The sequence below is a fragment of the Streptomyces sp. NBRC 109706 genome, from assembly GCF_000974485.1.
In the GTDB taxonomy this organism is placed as follows: Bacteria; Actinomycetota; Actinomycetes; order Streptomycetales; family Streptomycetaceae; genus Streptomyces.
This window is the reverse complement of sequence record NZ_BBOM01000012.1, coordinates 211,989-230,937: the sequence shown is the minus strand read 5'-3', so window position 1 is coordinate 230,937 and position 18,949 is coordinate 211,989. Positions and strand designations below refer to the sequence as shown.

The 18,949-nt window shown below is 73.6% G+C and carries 3 protein-coding genes; all 3 read right to left on the bottom strand.

The window, feature by feature from the left end; all coding sequences use genetic code 11:
• Positions 1–14: 14 nt before the first annotated feature.
• From AOM46_RS28330 to AOM46_RS28320, 3 genes are read right to left on the bottom strand one after another with little or no spacing between them, the layout of a single operon-like run.
• Positions 15–560 (bottom strand): hypothetical protein, encoded by a 546-nt coding sequence (locus AOM46_RS28330; RefSeq protein WP_062216589.1) that lies wholly within the window; start codon positions 558–560, stop codon positions 15–17.
• The gene (locus tag AOM46_RS28325) at positions 557–10,324 is read right to left on the bottom strand and encodes a non-ribosomal peptide synthetase (protein ID WP_062216587.1); all 9,768 of its coding nucleotides are present in this window, start codon (positions 10,322–10,324) and stop codon (positions 557–559) included. The genes AOM46_RS28330 and AOM46_RS28325 overlap by 4 nt, the downstream gene beginning before the upstream one ends.
• Entirely contained in the window at positions 10,321–18,927 is an 8,607-nt protein-coding gene (locus AOM46_RS28320; RefSeq protein ID WP_062216585.1) for a non-ribosomal peptide synthetase, read from the bottom strand. Before AOM46_RS28320 ends, AOM46_RS28325 begins: the two co-directional genes overlap by 4 nt.
• Positions 18,928–18,949: the final 22 nt, after the last annotated feature.

The following is an 18,949-nucleotide window of genomic DNA, read 5'->3' as shown; positions in this document are numbered from 1 at the left end:
GGCCGGGGGCCGGGTCAGGAGGCGGTCGCCGCCATGCGGCGGCGGACACCACGGAGCCAGATGCGGCGGATGAGCCCGCTGCCGGCGCGGATCACCAGCCAGTAGACCGCGAAGAGCCGCCGCGCCCTGCTGCTGGTGGCCCGCACCCGGGTCTCGGTGACCAGCACCCCGTCCTGATAGCGGAAGTTGAAGCAGGTCAGCAGATGGGACGGCCGGTCGAAGTCACGGAACTCGGTCGCCGGATCGTCCCCCATGGGCGCGATCGGCTGCTTGCGGGAGATCCGTTGGATGCCCCCGATCACCAGCTCGTCGTCCGAACGGTGCAGGATCCGGAAGTCGTTGTCCAGGAACATGGTCACCACCTGCCGGTCCTTGCGGAACGGCACCCGGCCCAGGCCGGCGATCACCATGATCCGGCGGAACTTCGGCACCTCGCCCCAGGTCAGGTCCTCGGCCGCCTGGATCACGGCGGCCGGCTCCCCCTCGATCCGCAGCCGGTGCCGCTCCCTGCGGTCCCAGCGGGGGCTGACCCGGTCCAGGCCCGTCTCGGTCTCCGTCACCGCTCGCCTCCGTCAACCGCCGTCGGCGGCACCGTGGGCGACGCTACCAGCGGCGCCCCGCCGACCGGGGCGGAAGCCAGCCTGCGCGCCACCACGGCGCCGATCGCGGCCAGCGGCTCGGGGGACGCCATCTCGGAGTGCCGGCAGTCGAGTTGACGGATCTCCACGGTGCCGCCCAGATAGCGGAGCCAGTCGTCGACCGCCAGATCGGCGCGGTCCACCATGGCGGCGAAGAACAGCATGTCGCCATCCCAGCGCCGGGGTTCGGCCGCGTCGGCCAGCCGCATGTTGTTGACCAGCACCCGGCTCATCGCCGCGATATGCCGCTCCGCCAGATCGGCCAGGCTGCTGTGGCCCTGCCGCAGCACCTCGGCGACCCGGCCGGCGGTGAGCGGCCCCTCGCCGGCGGCGGAGCGGTCCTGCCCGACGAAGTCGAGCATCATCTCCAGCACCTCCTGCTCGTCGGTGACCGGCCGGTACTCGCCCTCGTAGGGGTGCGGATAGGCGTCCATCAGCGCCAGCAGCCCGACGTCCTCGCCGGCCTCCTGGAGCTGGGCGGCGATCTCGTGTGCCACCACGCCGCCGAAGGACCAGCCCAACAGGTGGTAGGGGCCGACGGGTTGGACCTTGCGGATCTGCTCGACATAGTCGGCGGCCATCTCGGCGACGGTCCCCGGCAGCGCGTCCGGCTCGGTCAGGCCCCTGGCCTGGACCGCGTAGACCGGATGGTCGGGCAGCGCCGGCAGCAGCCCCGAGTACGGCCAGCCGATGCCGGCGCCCGGGTGGACGCAGAACAGCGGCGCGCCCTCGCCGGTGGCGCGCAGCGGGAAGACCACGCCCAGCGAGGCGTCCGAGCCGCCGTCGTCCGTCAGCCTGGCCACCAGGGCGGCCGGCGTCGGCGCCTCGAAGAGCGCCCGGACGGAGACATCGGTGCGGAACACCTTCCGCACCCTGACCATCAGGCCGGCCGCCAGCAGCGAGTTGCCGCCGATCTCGAAGAAGTTGTCGTCCGCGCCGATCGACGGCCGTCCCGCGGCCTCCGCGAACAGCTCGCACATCAACGTCTCGGCCTCGTTGGCCGGCATCCGGCCGGCGAACACCGCGCCGTCCGGGTCCGGCAGCGCCCTGCGGTCCACCTTGCCGATGGCGGTCACCGGCAGCGCGTCCAGCTCGACCACCGCCGAGGGAACCATGTGCGGGGGCAGCTCGCGGCCCGCGAACTCCCGCAGATCCGGGTGGTGTTCGGCGGGCAGCGCGGGATCGAGGACCACATAGGCGACCAGTCGCCGGTCCCCGGGCCTGGGCTCCCGCACCTGCACGGTGACCTGGCTGACCGCCGGATGGGCGGCCAGCACGGCCTCGATCTCGCCCGGCTCGATCCGGAAGCCGCGCACCTTCACCTGGTCGTCCAGCCGGCCCAGGAACTCCAGGGTGCCCTGGGCCGTCCAGCGCACCAGATCTCCGGTCCGGTACATCCGGCCGCCGGCCGGATCGTGGGGGTCGGCGACAAACCGCTCGGCCGTCAGATCGGGGCGGCCGTCATAGCCGCGCGAGACCCCGGCGCCCGCCAGATACAGCTCGCCCGGCGCGCCCAGCGGCGCGGGCCGCAGCGCGCTGTCCAGGACATAGCAGCGCATGTTGTCCAGCGGGGTGCCGATCGGCAGGGTGCGGCCGATCTCCTCGGCCGAGGCCACCCGGTGCAGGGTGGCGAACACCGTGGTCTCGGTGGGTCCGTAGCCGTTGGTGAGGGCCGTGCCCGGGCAGTGCTCCAGCAGTCGGCGGACGCTCTCCGCCGGCACCGAATCGCCGCCGGCCAGCACCTCCCGCACCCCGGCGAGGGTCCTGGGATGCTCCTGGACCAGCAGCCGGAACAGTCCGGCGGTCAGCCAGGCGGTCTCGATCCGCTCGCCGACCAGCACCTCGCCGAGCGTCGCCAGGTCCAACTCGCCGACGGGCGCCAGCACCAGGGTGCCGCCGGACAGCAGCGGCGCCCAGGTCTCGAAGGTGGACGCGTCGAACGCCTGCGGCGAGTGGGTCAGCACCCGGCCCCTGGCGATCGGGGCGATCCGCCGGTCATAGGCCAGCGCCACGATGTCGGCGTGGGTGACGGCGACGCCCTTGGGCTCCCCGGTGGAGCCCGAGGTGTACATCACATAGGCGAGTTGGCCGGCGTGCCCGGGCCCCGCGGCCGGCTCCGGGTGCGGTCCCGGGGGCACCGGCTCGTCGGCGCGGAGCACGTCGGCGCCGTGCTCGAAGCCGACCGAGGCGTGGGCGGCGTCCACCAGCAGCACGCCGGCCCCGGCGTCGGCGACCATCCGCCGGGACCGTTCGGCCGGATAGCGGTCGTCCAGCGGGACATAGGCGGCGCCGGCCTTGAGCACCGCCAGCTCGGCGACGACCAGCTCGACCGACCGGTCGAGCAGAACGGCGACCCGGTCCCCGGGGCGGACCCCGGCGGCCAGCAGCCGGTGCGCCAACGCGTTGGCGCGCCGGTTGAGTTCGCGGTAGCTGGTGTCGACGCCGGCGCTCCGCACCGCGACCGTGTCGGGGGTGCGCAGCACCTGGTGGGCGAACGCCTGCTGGACGGTGCCGGCCGGCGGCAGGGCGATCTCGGTCGCGTTGAACCGGCGCAGCAGCAGATCGCGTTCGGCCGCGCTGAGCAGGTCGAGCGAGGCGACGGGAAGTTCGGGGTGTTCGGCGATCGCGGTGAGCACCCGCACCAGCCGGCCCAGCAGCCGCCGCACGTCGGCCTCGGTGAACAGGTCGGGGCGGTAGCCGAGGCGCAGCCGCACCTCGTCGCCCGGCAGACCGGCCAGGGTCAGCGGGTAGTGGGTGGCGTCCCGCCCCGACACCCCGCCGACCTTCAGCCCGGGGACGGGCTCCCGCATGGCGTCGGCGTCCAGCGGATAGTTCTCGAAGACGGTGATGGTGTCGAACAGCGGGGCGTATCCGGTGAGTCGCTGGATCTCGCTGAGGCCGATGTGCTGGTGGTCCAGGAGATCCGTCTGCTGCCGCTGCAGTTCGCCCAACAGCTCGGCCAGGGTGTCCGTGGCGTCGAACCGCACCCGGACCGGCAGGGTGTTGATGAACAGGCCGATCATCGTCTCGATGCCGGGGATCTCACCGGGCCGGCCGGAGACCGTGCCGCCGAACACCACGTCCTGGCGGCCGGTCAGGGAGCCGAGCAGCAGGCCCCAGGCGCCCTGGAGGAAGGTGTTCATGGTGACGCCGAGGGCGCGGGCGCGTTCGGTGAGCGTCTCGGTCAGCTCGCGGGTGATGCCGATGATGACCTGGGCCGGCACCGTCGAGCGGTCGGCGGCGGAGACCGGCGCCACCGTGGTGGGCCCTTCGAGGCCGTCCAGCGCCTCCGCCCAGGCGGCCCTGGCCGCCGTGGTGTCCCGGTCGGCGACCCAGGCCAGGAACTCCCGGTAGGGGGTGGGCTCCGGCGGGGTCGCGGCGCCCAGGGTCCGCTCGGCGTAGAGCTGGAACAGCTCGGACACCAGCAGCGGCATCGACCAACCGTCAAGCAGGATGTGGTGGTTGGTGAGGCCGATCCGGTAGCGGGCGTCGGCGAGCCGGAGCACGGTGAACCGCACCAGAGGCGGCCGGTCCAGATCGAAACGGGTGGTGCGGTCGGCCTCGGCCAGCTCCTCGAACCTGGCGTTGCGGTCCAGCGGGTTCAGCTTCCGCAGGTCCCAGTCCTGCCAGGGCAGTTCCACCTCGGGGACGACCACCTGGACGGCGCCGCCGCCGCGTTGCCGGAACGCGGTGCGCAGGTTGGCGTGCCGGGCCAGCAGGGCCTGGCCGGCCGACCGCAGCGCCGCGATGTCCAGTTCGCCCTCCAGATCGAAGAAGGTCTGGACGATGTAGTCGTCCCGTTCGCCCTCGTCGAAGCCGGCGTGGAAGAACAGCCCCTCCTGGAGCGGCGCCAGCGGGATGACATCGGTCAGCTCGGGGAACTCCGCCTCCAGCGTCTCGATCTCGTCCTGGTCGAGGCCGACCAGCGGCAGGTCGCTGGGGGTGAAGCCGCCCACGTCCGGTGTCCCGGCGAGCCGCGCCAGGGCGGTCAGGGCGCGTTCCCAGCCGCGCAGCAGATCGTCCGCCGCGGTCTCGCTGAGCACGGAACGCGGCCACGACAGGGTGGCGGAGAGCCGGGGCCCGTCGGGGTGGTCCTCGGTGAGGGCGTTGAGCTGGAGGGCGTGCGCCAACGGCAGTTCGCCGTCGCCACCGCCGCCGAGCAGCCCGGACTCGCCCGCCGGGGTCCAGTCGGCCGGTGTCGCGCCGGCCTCGGCGGCGGGCAGCCGGCCCAGGTAGTTGAACGCCAGCTGGGGCTCCGCCGCTTCGGCCAGCGCCGGGGCGGTGTCCGCGTTGAGATGGCGGAGCAGCCCGTAGCCGATGCCGTTGTCGGGGACCGCCCGCAGCTGTTCCTTGATCCGCTTCAGCGCGGCGGCGGTGGCGGGCCCGCCGGCGAGGGCGGCCTCCGGATCGACGCCGCCCAGGTCGAGCCGGACCGGCCACATGCTGGTGAACCAGCCGACGGTGCGGGACAGATCGACGCCCGGCAGCACCGGCTCCCGGCCGTGGCCCTCCTGGCTGATCAGCAGGTGGCCCTCGCCCCGGCCGCCGCGCCGCCGCCAGTCGGCGACGGCCAGCGCCAGCGCGGTGAGCAGCACATCGTTGACGCCGGCCCGGAAGGCGGCGGGCAGGCTGGTCAGCAGCGGGGTGGTCAGCTCGGTGGGCAGCGTGACGGAGACCGACCTGGCGGTGCGGGCCACATCGCGGGCCCGGTCCAGCGGCAGATCGGTGAGCGGGGCGTCCGGCTCGCGCAGCGTCTCCTCCCAGAAGGGGAGTTCGGCGGCGCGTTCGGCGGCCAGCTCGGTGAGGCCGGTGGCCCAGGTCCGCAGCGAGGTGGGCACCGGGGCCAGCCGGGGGCGACGGCCGGCGGCGACCGCCTCCCAGGCGTCGGCCAGATCGGGCAGCAGCACCCGCCAGGAGACGCCGTCCACCACCAGATGGTGCAGCACCAGCAGCAGCCGGCCCGGCTGACCCGGTTCGGCGTCGAAGTGCACCGCGCGCAGCATCACCCCCTCCTCCGGGGCGAGTTGCCCGGTGGCGGTGGCGGCCTCCTCGGTGAGACGGGCCAGCGGGGCGCGGTGCAGCAGCCGGCCGGCGGAGACCGTGCCCCGGGGGGCCACCTCCAGTCGCCATCCGTCGTCCTCGCGCGCCAGCCGCAGCCGGAGCGCGTCATGGTGGTCCAGCAGCGCCTGGAGGACGGCGGTCAGCTGCTCGGTGCGCAGCCCGGCCGGGGTGGCCAGCAGCATCGACTGGCTGAACCGGTCGACGGGGCCTTCGAGTTCACGCAGCCAGTGGACGATCGGGGTCAGCGGCACCGGACCGATGCCGGCGTCGGGGGCCTCCCGCACCACGCCCTCGTCCGCTCCGCCGTCCGCGACCAGTCGGGCCAGTTCGGCGACGGTCCTGCGGGTGAAGACATCGCGCGGGGTGAAGTTCAGGCCCTCCTTGCGGGCCCGGCTGACCAGCTGGATGGAGGCGATGCTGTCGCCGCCGACGTCGAAGAAGCTGTCGTCCACGCCGACCGACGGCAGCCGCAGCACCTCGGCGAAGAGCCGGCTCAGCACCTCCTCGGCGGCGCTCGCCGGGCCGCGCCCGTCGTCGCTCGTGGTCACCAGCGGCGCGGGCAGCGCCCGGCGGTCCACCTTGCCGTTGGGGGTCAGCGGCAGCGCGTCCAGGGTGACGAACGCGGTGGGGACCATGTACTCGGGCAGCAGGTCACGGATCCGCTCGCGGACCTCGCCGGCCAGATCCCGGGCGGCGACCGGGGTGTTGGCGTGGTCGGCCGGCGCGGTGCCCCTGGGCGGCGGCGGGCAGGCGCCGGTGACCGGCCGGTCGGCCAGCTCCTCGGCGACCAGCAGCACGTCGAAGGCGTCCAGGGCGTCCGGCGAGGCGCAGGTGACATGGGCGCGGTAGCCGTGCCGGGCGGCCAGCTCGTGGAAGGCGTCCGGCTCGATCGCGGCCGGTGGTTCGGCCAATGCGCGGCGCACCGCCGGGAGTTCGGCGCCCTCGTCGAGGGCGCGCAGCGCGGCGACCTCGGCGACGGTCCTGGCGTTGGGGACGCCGGTGACCCGCAGCAGCCGCGGGTGGTCGGCGAGATGGCCGGCCACGGACTCCACCGTGTCGGCCTCCCGGCCCCAGGCCAGGACGGGGGCGCCGGTGGCGCGCACCGGGTCGGCGGGTTCCCGGCGCAGCACGGCGGCGTAGCGGTAGCGGCTCAGCTCGTTGTGGTAGGTGCCGCCCTTGAGCTGGATGTCGACCGCCGCGATGCCGTCGACCACATCGGGCAGGGCGGCGAAGTACTCGGGCGCCAGCAGGAGTTCGTTCTCCGCCTGGACGCCACGGCGGACGGCGGCGCTGATCGCCTCGGCGTCCGTGCCGGGGGGGGCCTTGGCCAGCCGCACCCCGGTCTGGAAGGCGCGCTGGAGACGCAGGTCCCGGATGTCGCCGGCGTAGACCGTGCCGCCGGGGGCCAGCAGGTCGACGGCCTGCCGCAGCACGTCGGTGAGGTAGTCGGCGTGCGGGAAGTACTGGATGACGGAGTTGATGACGACGGTGTCGAAGTGGCCACGGGGCAGGCCCGTCATGTCGTGCGCCGGCTGGGCGCGCAGGGTGACCCGGTCGGTGTGCTCGCCGTGCCGGGCGAGGGCCTGCTCCAGGTTGCCGATGGCGACCGGCGACAGGTCGGTGCCCCAGTACTCCTCGACATGGGGCAGCAGCGGGGCCAGCAACAGGCCGCTGCCGACGCCGAGTTCCAGCACCCGGCGGGGGCGCAGCGCGCGGATCTGCCGGACGGTGTCGTCCCGCCAGACCCGCATGTCCGACAGCGGGATCGGCTGTTCGGTGTAACTGCTGTTCCAGCCGCCGAAGTTCTCCCCGAACCCGCCGGACTCGGCATGGTCGGTGTACATCCGGTCGTAGAGGTCGGACCATTCGGCGACGGCGGCCAGCTCGGTGGCCTCGTCCCGTTCGGCGGCCGGCACCAGGTAGGCGACCAGCCGCTTGTCGCCGGGGCGGTCCTCGCGGACCACCACGGCGGCCTGGCCGACCCGGGGGTCGGCGGTGACGGTGGCCTCGATCTCGCCCGGCTCGATCCGGAAGCCCCGGATCTTGACCTGGTCGTCGGCCCGGCCCAGGTACTCGACCTCGCCGGCCGCGTTCCAACGGACCTGGTCGCCGGTGCGGTACAGCCGGCCGCCCGGCGCCCCGAACGGGTCGGCGACAAAACGTTCGGCGGTGGCGGCCGGCCGGCCGAGGTAGCCGCGTGCCACGCCCGCGCCGGCGACATAGAGTTCGCCGGCGGCGCCCACCGGCACGGGCCGCAGTTCGGCGTCCAGGATGTAGACCCGCATGTTGTCCAGCGGGGTGCCGATCGGCATCGAGGCGGGCACCTCGTCGGCCGGCCCGACCCGGTGCCGGGTGGCGAACGTGGTGGTCTCGGTGGGGCCGTAGCCGTCCACCACCACCAGATCGGGGCACTGGGCGCGGACCCGGCGCACCGATTCGGCGGGCACCACGTCGCCGCCGGTCCACACCTCGGTCACGCCGGCCAGCGCGGCCGGGTTCTCCTCGGCCAGCAGCCGGAACAGGCCGGCGGTCAACCACAGCGCGGTGACCCGGTGTTCGGCGATCACCCGCTCCAGCGTGGTCAGATCCAGCTCGGTCGGCGGCGCGACGACCACCTCGCCGCCGTTGAGCAGCGGCACCCACAGCTCGTAGGTGGAGGCGTCGAACGCCTGCGGGGAGTGCAGCAGCACCCGCCGGTGCGCCTCCGGGGCGAAGGACCGGTCACGGGCCAGCGCGGCCACGTCCCGGTGGGTCACCCCGACGCCCTTGGGCAGCCCGGTGGAGCCGGAGGTGTACATCACATACGCCAACTGGTCGGTGTGGCGCGCGGGTCGGGGCAGCACCAGCACCATCGTCTGGTCGGGCTGCCCGAGACCGTTCCCGCCCGGCTTGGTGATGTCGACGGTGCGGGTGCCGGGGAAGTCGGCGTCGGCGTGCTCGGCGTCGACCAGGACCAGCTTGGCGCCGGTCTCGCCGACGATATGCGTCAGCCGCTCGGCGGGGTAGCGGTCGTCCAGCGGAACGTAGGCGCCGCCGGCCTTGAGCACCGCGAGGATCGAGACGACCAGGTGCTCGGAGCGGTTCTGCAGGATCGCGACGGGCTGTTCGGCGCCCACCCGCAGCTCGGTCAGCCGGCCGGCCAACGCGTCGGAGCGCCGGTTGAGTTCGGCGTAGGTGAGGGTGCGGTCGCCGCAGCGGACGGCGATCCGGTCCGGGTCGACGGCGACCCGTTCGTCGAACAGCGCGGTCAGCGGCCGGTCCGGCAGCGGGTGGTCGGTGTCGTTCCACTCGTGCAGCAGCCGGCGGCGTTCGGCGTCGCCCAGCAGCTCGATCTCGCCCAGCGGGCGGTCGGGTTCGGTGGCGAAGGAGGTCAACAGCCGCTGTGCCCTGGCCACCACGCCCTGGGCGGTCTCCCGGTCCACCAGATCGTGCCGGTAGTCGAGCCGAAGATGCATCCGGCCCTCGACGGCGGCGGCGAAGAACGTCAGCACGTAGTGGGCGGCGTCCTGGCCCGAGAGGCCGAGGATGCGCAGATCGTCGCCGATGGTGCCCTGGAGGGCGTCGGGGTCGACCGGGTAGTTCTCCAGCACCATGTTGGTGTCGAACAACTCGCCGCCGCCCCGCATGTTCTGGATGGCGGAGAGCCCCAGGTGCTGGTGCGGCAGCAGCCGGACCTGGTCCTCCTGGACCCGCCGGAACAGCTCGGCCAACGATTCGTCGGTGCGGACCCTGATCCGCACCGGCAGGGTGTTGACGAACAGCCCGACCATGGACTCCATGCCGGGCAGCTCCGGCGGCCGGCCCGAGACCGTGGTGCCGAACACCACGTCCTGGCGGCCCGTCAACTCGCTGACCAGGGCGCCCCACACGCTCTGCACCACGGTGTTCAGGGTGAGCCCGTGGGAGCGCGCGGTGGCCACCAGCGCGCTGGTGTCGGACTCCGACATGGTGACGACCAGCTTGCTGGGCGCCACCGAGGTCCTGGCCGGGTCGGCGGGCGCCACCAGGGTCGGCTCGTCGACGCCGTCCAGCGTCTCCTGCCAGGCGGCGCGGGCCGCCTCCTGGTCCTGGCGGGACAGCCAGTCGAGATAGTCGCGGTAGGGCGTGGGCGGCGGCAGCGTCGCGGCCGGATCGGCGTAGAGCGTGAACAGCTCCCCGACCAGGGTCGCGGTCGCCCAACCGTCCAGCACGATGTGGTGGTTGGTGAAGACCAGCCGGCGCCGCTGCTCCCCGACGCGCACCACGGTCAGCCGCAGCAGCGGCGGCCGGGTCAGGTCGAACCGGCGGGTGCGGTCCTCGTCCACCAGCCGCGCCAGCTCGGTCTCCCGTGCCTCGTCGGCCAGTTGGGTCAGATCGTGCTCGGCGACGGTGACGGCCACCTCGCTCAGCACCGCCTGCACCGACTCGCCGCTCTTGCGCTGCCGGAACGCGGTGCGCAGGCTGTCGTGCCGGTTGATCGCGAGGGTCGCGGCCTCGGTGAGCCGGTCCAGGTCCAGCGGCCCCTCCAGGTCGAAGACCAGCTGCACGGTGTACACGTCCGTGCCGTCACCCTCGTACATGGAGTGGAAGAGCAGTCCCTCCTGTACCGGAGAGAGTGGCAGCACGTCCAGCAGGCGGGGCTTCATCCCAGATCCCAATCCCTGAGCAGTTCGTTCTCGAATTCGTCGATCTCGTCCTGGGTCATCGCCACCGAGAGATCGGAGGGGGTCACGCCGCCCACGTCGGGGCGGTCGGCGTGGCCGGCCAGGGTCCGCAGGGCGCGGAACCAGGTGTCCACCAGGTCCCGCACATCGGACTCGGGCAGCACGGTGGCCGGCCAGGCGGCCACCACCATGAGGCGGGGTCCGGCCGCCTCCCCGGCGCCGTCGGCGCCGTCCTCGACCAGCACGCTGAACTCCAGCAGATGGGCCAGCGGGATGTTGGGGTCGACCCCCCTGGCGACGCCGGCGAGCGCGGCCTCGCCGGTCGCCATCGTCCAGTCCCCCTCGGAGCCGGCGCCGAACCGGCCCAGGTAGTTGAAGCCGATCTGCGGCGCCGGCAGGGCGGATAGCTCGGCGCGGGCCTCCGGGTCGAGATAGCGCAGCAGGCCGTAGCCCACGCCCTTTCTCGGCAGGGTCCGCAGCTGCTCCTTGACCATCTTCAGGCCCCGGCCGAGGGCGGCGTCGTCCTCGGGCGCCGCGCCGCCTGCGTCCAGCCGCACCGGGTAGAGGCTGGTGAACCAGCCGACGGTGCCGGAGACATCGAGCGATTCGGCGCTGTCCCGGCCGTGGCCCTCCAGATCGATCAGCACCTCGCCGCCGGCGCCCACGCCGAGTCGGCGCCGCCAGTCGGCCAGCGCCGCAGCGAACGCGCTCAGCAGCACGTCGTTGACGCCGCAGGAGAACGCGGTGGGCAGCGTGGTCAGCAGCGGCAGGGTCGCCTCGGCCGGCAGTTCGGCGACCAGCTGCCGGGAGGTGCTCAGCACGTCCCTGGACTGGTCGAGCGGGCGGTCGCCGAGCAGCGGGTCGGGCCCGGCCAGCACCTTCCGCCAGGTCGGCAACTCGGCGGCCACCGACCGGTCGTGGGCCAGGGTGGCGATGTACTCGGCCCAGCGGCGGTAGGAGGTGCGGACCGGTTCCAGCGCGGAGCCGTCGCCGACGTTCCACGCGGCGGCGAGGTCGCCGGTCAGGATGCGCCAGGACACCCCGTCCACCACCAGATGGTGGGCGATGATCAGCAGCCGCCCCGAGCGGTCGGGGCCGGCGTCGAACCACAGCAGCCGCAGCATCCGGCCCTCGGCCGGGGCCAGTCGCACCTCGGCGGCCTCGCGGTCCGCCACCGTGTCCCACTGGTCGGCGGGCAGCCCGGAGACATCGACCCGCCGGACCAGATCGGCCGCGTCCAGGCTGCCGGGCTCGGGGACGGTCAGCACCCAGCCGCTGCCGTTGGCGGCGTACGACTGGCGCAGCCGCAGCACGTCGTGGTGGTCGACCAGCGCCTGGGTGGCGGCGGTCAGCCGGTCGAGGCCGAGATCGGCCGGGACCCGCAGCAGCACGGACTGGGTGAACCCGGCCAGCGGCCCGCCGCGTTCCCGCATCCAGTGCACGATCGGCGGCACCGGCACCTCGCCGACGGCGATATCGGCCTGGTCGGCGAGCTGGTCCACGGTGCCGACCGGCCGGGCGACGGTGGCCAGCGCGGCCATGGTGCCCTGCTCGAACATGTCGCGCGGGGTGATCAGCAGACCGGCCTTCCTGGCCCTGCTGACCAGCTGGATGGAGACGATGCTGTCGCCGCCGATCTCGAAGAACCGGTCGTCGGGGCTGACCCGGTCGAGACCGAGCAGTTCCTCCACCAGACCGCACAGCAGCCGTTCGACATCGGTGCCGGCGGACCGTTCGGCCGGCGCGGCCAGCGTCGGGACGGGCAGCGCGGCCCGGTCCAGCTTTCCGCTGGGCCCGAGCGGCAGCCGGTCCAGCGGCACCAGCGCGACGGGCACCATGTAGTCCGGCAGTTCGGCGGCGGCATGGGCGCGCACCCGGTCCAGGTCGAGCTGTTCGTCGGGGCCCGCGACCAGATAGGACACCAGTCGGCGCACCCCCGGCTGGTCCTCGCGGGCCAGCGTCGCCACCTCGCGGACCCCGGGGGCCCGCGCCAACACGGCGTCGATCTCGCCGAGTTCGATCCGGAAGCCGCGCACCTTCACCTGGTTGTCGGCGCGGCCCAGATACTCGATCTGGCCGTCGGCGGTCCATCGCGCCAGGTCCCCGGTGCGGTACATCCGCTCGCCCGGCCCGTCGAACGGGTTGGCGACAAACCGTTCGCCGGTCAGCCCGGGACGGCCCAGATAGCCACGGGCCAGGCCGGCGCCCGCCAGATACAGCTCGCCGGTGCTGCCGACCAGCGTCGGCCGGAGCGCGTCGTCCAGCACATAGGCCCGGATATTGGTGCGGGGCCGGCCGATCGGCGGGGCCGACCCGGGGGTCTCGGCCGGATCGGCGAACCAGGCGGTGGCGTACACCGTGGCCTCGGTCGGTCCGTAGAGGTTGCCGATCCGCGCGTTCGGCAGCGCGGTCCGCAGATCGGCGACCAGCCGGGCCGGCAGCGCCTCGCCGGCCAGCACCACGGTGTCGGCGACGGCCGGCGCCGGGCTCTGCCCGAGAACGGGCGCCACGGCGGACGGCACCCCGCTCAACAGGGTCCCGCGCCACGGCTCCCCGGCGCCGTCCAGCAGCGCGGTGAGATCCCGGACGAGATCGACCCGGCCGCCGGCCAGCAGCGTGCCGAACAGCTCGAAGACGGACACGTCGAAGGTGAACGAGGTGGCCAGCAGGGTGTGCGCCAGCGCGTCGGCGCCCAGCGCCGCACCGGCCCACAGCGCCAGGTCCACCACCGAGGCGTGGCTGACCAGCACGCCCTTGGGACGCCCGGTCGAACCCGAGGTGTAGATGGCGTAGATGGCGTGCTGCGGCAGCAGCGGCCTGACCCGCTCGGTGTCGGTCGGGTTGTGGTCCGGCATGCCGTCCAGCGGCAGTTCGGCCAGGCCCCGCAGCACCAGCGCCGGCGCCGCGTCCTCCAGCATGAACCGCACCCGGTCGGCCGGGTGGGTCGGGGACAGCGGCAGATAGCCGGCGCCGGACTTGAGCACCCCGAGGATCGCGACCACCAGATCGGGGGTGCGCGGCATGACCAGCGCCACCAGATCCTCGGGGCCGATCCCGCGCCGGATCAGATGGTGCGCCAACCGGTTGGCGCGGGCGTTGAGTTCGGTGTAGCTCAGCCCAGGATCGGCGTTCCCGGCGGTGCCCACGGCGATCCGGTCGGGGGTGCGGTACGCCTGGAGCTCGAAGAGCGCCGGCACGGTGGTGGTCGGAACCGGGCGGCTGGTGCGGTTCCACTCCACCAGCACCCGGTGCCGGTCGCCCGGATGGTCGATCTCCAACTCGCCCAGCGGCAGCCGGGGATCGGCGGTGGCGACGTCCAGCAGCCGCACCAGCCGGGTGGCCAGCAGTTCGACGGTCTCCCGGTCGAACAGGTCGGTGGCGTACTCCAACACCCCGGTCAGCCCGCCGGGAACGCCGGACTCCCGCCGCTCGGTCAGGTCCAGGGTCAGATCGAACTTGGCGCTGCGCCGGGGCACCGGGTGCGGCTCGGCATGCGGGGCGAGCGCCCTGAGCTGGTCGCCCGGGTCCTCCTGGAACGCCAACATCACCTGGAACAGCGGGTGTCGGGCCAGCGAGCGGGGCGTGCCCAACACCTCGACCAGCCGGTCGAACGGCACGTCCTGGTGCCCGAAGGCGGCCAGCGAGGTGGCCCTGACCCGGTCCACCAGATCGGCGAAGCTCGGGCTGCCCGAGGTGTCGGTGCGCAGCACCAGGGTGTTGACGAAGAAGCCGACCAGCGGGGCGAGTTCGGCGTCGTGCCGGCCGGCGACCGGGCTGCCGATCGGGATGTCGGTGCCGGCGCCGAGCCGGGTCAGCAGCGCGGCCAGCGCGGCCTGCACCACCATGAACCCGCTGGCACCCCGGTCGCGGGCCAACTCGCTGATCCGCCGGTGCAGTTCGGGACCGACGGTGACCGGGACCGTGTCGCCCCGCTGGGAGGCGACGGACGGCCGCGGCCGGTCGGTCGGCAACGTCAGCTGGTCCGGCAGGCCGGTCAACGTCTTTTTCCAGTAGGCGAGTTGCCGGGCGAGCTGGCTCGTGGGATCGGACTCGTCGCCCAGCTGTGCCAGCTGCGCCAGGGTGTGGTCGGCGTACTGCAGGGGCAGCGGCGCCCAGTCGGGGGCGGTGCCGGTGCGGCGCGCGGCGTAGGCGGTGGCCAGATCGGTGGTCAGCGGCCCCAGGGAGCCGCCGTCGCAGGCGATGTGGTGCACCACCAGGGACAGCACATGGTGCTCGGCCTCCCCGGGGGCGGCCGGGGCGACCCGCAACAGCTCGGCGCGCCACGGGGGTTCGCCGGCCAGGTCGAACCGGGTGGTGGCGGCGGCCGCCAGCCGCTCCGTCACCTCGTCGGCGGTCACCCGGTGCAGCGGCAGGGCGGCCGCGCCGGCCGTCCGGGACGCCAGCACCTCCTGGTGCGGCACCCCGTCCACGTCGGGGAAGACGGTGCGCAGCGTCTCGTGCCGCTCGGCCACATCGCCCAGGGCCAGCCGCAGCGCCTCCCGGTCCAGCGTGCCGGGGAACCGGAGCGCCAGCGGCACGTTGTAGGCGCCGGGCGAAGAGGCCCCCGTCTCCAGCTGGTTGAGGAACCACAGCCGCCGCTGGCCGGCGGAGAGCGGCACCCGGTCCGGGCGTGGCGCGGGCGCCCGGGAGAGGCCCCCGTCGTCGCCCGCCTCGGCCAGCCGGTCCGCGACCACCTCGGCGATCTCGGCCAGCGGCGCGGGCTTCAGCAGATCGGTGTGGGCGCGTTCGACGAACCGCACATCGATCTCGCCCGACACATAGGGCTGCCACTCCTGGGGTGTGGGGGAGAACTCGACCTTGTCGAGGGTGGCGACGAAGAACAGCACATCGCCGGTGAAGCGGCGCGGGACATAGGCCCGCATCAGCTGACTGGCCTCGCCGTACACCCGCGCCATCGCGGCGATATCGGCCTCGCCGAGCCCGGCCATGGCGCTGTCGAGCTTCCGCAGCAGCTCGACGACCCGCTCGAACTCCAGCGGCTCGGGGCCGAGTCGGCGCCGGTCGAAGCCGGCGAAGTCGAGCAGCGTCGCCATGATCTCCTGCTCGCCCAGCGGCGGCAGCTCAAGACCCGGGTAGGCGTCCAGGATGGCGAGGAGGCCCACCTCCTCGCCCTCCGACTGGAGCTGGGTGGCGACGGCGTGCGCGACCACGCCGCCGGACGACCAGCCCAGCAGATGGTAGGGGCCGGCGGCCTGGGCCTTGCGGATCTCCGTGACATAGGCGGCGGCCATCTCCTCGATGGAGGCGGGCGCCTGCTCCGGGTCCCGCAGCCCGTGCGCCTGCAGACCGTAGATCGGCCGCTCGGCGTCGACATGGCGCAGGAACCCGGAGTAGATCCAGCTGAGCCCGGCGGCCGGGTGCACACAGAACAGCGCGGGCAGGCTGCCGTGCGGGCGCAGCGGCAGCAGCACGTCGAGCGAGGTGTCCCGGTCGTCGTCCCGGCCGACGTGTTCGGCGAAGGCGGCGACGGTGGGGGCGGTGAACAGCGCGCTGATGCCCACCTCCACGCCGAACGCCTCCCGCACCCGGCCGGTCAGCCGGGTGGCCAGCAGCGAATGGCCGCCCAGGTCGAAGAAGTTGTCGTCGATGCTGACGCCCGGCACGTCCAGGACCTCGGCGAACAGCCGGCACAGCAGCTCCTCGCGCGGATCGCGCGGCCCACGTCCGCCGGCGGTGGTGAACTCGGGCGCCGGCAGCGCGCGGACGTCCAGCTTGCCGTTGGCGGTCAACGGCAGCTCGGCCAGCGCCACCACCGCCGAGGGGACCATATGGTCCGGCAGCTGACCGGCGGCGAACTCCCGCAGCCCGTCGACGGGTTGGTCGCCGGCCGGCACCACATAGCCGACCAGCCGCTTGTCGCCGTGCTGGTCCTCGCGGGCCACCACCGCGACCTGTGCCGCGGCCGGATGGCCGGCCAGCACCGCCTCGATCTCGCCCAACTCGATCCGGAAGCCCCGGATCTTGACCTGGTGGTCGGCGCGGCCGACGAACTCGAGCCGCCCGTCGTCCGTCCATCTGGCCACGTCCCCGGTGCGGTACATCCGGGTGCCGGGCCGGCCGAACGGGTCGGCGACAAAACGTTCGGCGGTGGTGCCGGGGCGGCCCAGATAGCCCCGGGCCAGGCCGGCGCCGGAGACGTACATCTCGCCCGCGACGCCGGGCGGCACCGGGCGCAGCCCGCCGTCCAGGACATAGACGCCGAGGTCGGGGATCGGACCGCCGATGACGCTGCCGGCGCCGGCGGCGGCGATCCGCCGGTCCAGCGCGACATACGACACATGCACCGTGGTCTCGGTGATGCCGTACATGTTGACCAGCGTCGGCGCGTCGTCCGGGTGCCGCTCGTACCAGTCGGCCAGCCGCCACAGGTCCAGCGCCTCGCCGCCGAACACCACGGTGCGCAGGGCCAGTCGGGCGGACAGCTCGGGATGTTCCGCGTCCGCCCGCAGCAGCTGGTAGAACGCCGACGGGGTCTGGTTGAGGACGGTGACCCGCTGCTCGACCAGCAGCCGCAGGAACTCGTCGGGGGAACGGCTCACCTGGTGGGGCACGACGACCAGCCGGCCGCCGTGCAGCAGCGGGCCCCACACCTCCCAGACGGAGAAGTCGAAGGCGTAGGAGTGGAACATCGTCCACACGTCGTCGGCGCCGAAGTCGAACCACTGCTCGGTGGCGGCGAACAGCCGCACCACATTGGCGTGCGGGACGACCACGCCCTTGGGACGCCCGGTGGAGCCCGAGGTGTAGATGACATACGCGGGGGTGTCGGGCGTCAGCGGCGCGGACCGGTCGGCGTCGGTGGGCGCGACGGCCGGCCGTTCGGCGAGCGCGGCCCGCACCCCGGGATCGGTCAGGTCCACGACCGGCACGTCGGGCCAGTCGCCGTCGCCGGTGGTGACCACCAGCGTCGGCGCCGCGTCGGCCAGCATGTACGCGATCCGGTCGGCCGGGTAGTCGGGGTCCAACGGCACGTATCCGGCACCGGACTTGATCACCGCGAGCAGCGCCACCACCATCGCGGTGGAGCGCGGCACCGCCAGCGCCACAAACCGTTCGGGTCCGGCGCCCCGTTCGATCAGCAGATGGGCCAGCCGGTTGGAGCGTTCCTCCAGCTCGGCGTAGGTCAGCTCCTCGCCCTCGCAGCTGAGGGCGACCGCGTCCGGCACCCGCGCGGCCCGTTCGCCGAACAGGCCCGCCAGATGGGTGTGCACCGGCCACTCGGAGAGCGTCCGCGCGGAGGGCAGTTCGTCGGGCTCGACCAGGTCGATCCGGCCGATCGGCCGGGTGGGGTCGGCCTCGGCCAGCCGGTCCAGCAGCAGAAGGAACCGCCGCTGGTGCTCGGCGACCTTCTCGTCCGAGTAGAGATCCGGGTTGGCGTCGAAGTCGATCTGGAGCCCGCCCTCGCCCCGGTCGTAGACCACCAACGACAGATCGTCGGCGGGGCCGATCGACAGGTTGTGGACGGTGCTGGGGTGCGGGCCGAAGCTCAGCTCGTAGTTGAACATCATGATGTTGACCTGGGGGCCGACCAACCGCTGGTCGTCCTCCATCAGCCGCAGATCGCGGCGCAGGTCCTCGTACCGGTAGCGCTGGTGGCGCAGCGCGGCGCGGAGTTGCCGGTGGGCGTGCCGCAGCAGCTCGGCGACCGTCATCTCCGGGCGGGCCGCCAGCCGCAGCGGCAGCACGTTGGAGACCATGCCCGGCACCGCCAGCGCGGTCCTGCCGAGGCGGGTGGTGACCGGCAGCCCCAGCACGATCTCGTCCTGCCCGGTCATCCGCTGCAGATAGGCGGCTGAAGCGGCCAGCAGCACCGGCGGCCAGGGCACCTCGGCGGTCCTGGCCAACTCGCGCAGCCGGCCGGCGCTCTCGGGGGACAGCCGCACCGTGCGGCGGGCCAGCCGGCTGGCCATGGTCACGGGCCGCCCCGAGGGGCTCACCGGCTCGGGGAACCCGGCCAGCTCCTCCACCCAGTAGTCCCGGTCGGCGGTGAACTTCTCCGACGCGCGGTACTCCTCGTCGTGCCGGACCAGGTCGGCCAGCGGCGCGAACGTGCTCGCCGGCACCTCCTCGCCGGCCAGCAGCGCGGTGTACACCTCGGAGGCCCGCCGGGCGACCATCGCGACGGTGAACCCGTCCACCGCGACATGGTGGTACCAGTGGAACCAGAACGCCCGGTCGGGGGCGACGTCGAACAGCACGAACCGGAACAGCGGGTCCGCCGACAGATCGACGGTCCTGGCCAGGTCGGCGCGCATCCACGCCTCGGCGGCGGCCCGCGGATCGGCCTCGGCGCTGACGTCCACGCGCTCCAGCCGCCACTCCCGCAGCGGTTCGACGACCTGACGCGGCCCGGCGTCGGTGGCGATCACCCGGGTCCGCAGGGCGTCGGTCTCGGCCACCACCCGGCGGAGCGCGGCCTCGAAGAGCGGGGCGTTGACCGGTCCGTGGATCTCCAGGTACTCGCCCGCGTTGTAGATGGTGTTGTCCGGGTCCAGCTGCTGGGCGTAGAAGATGCCCGTCTGCGCGGCTGTCAGTGGCAGTTGTTCGTCCCCGTGGGAAGACATGTGCTCTCTACTCTCGACTGGG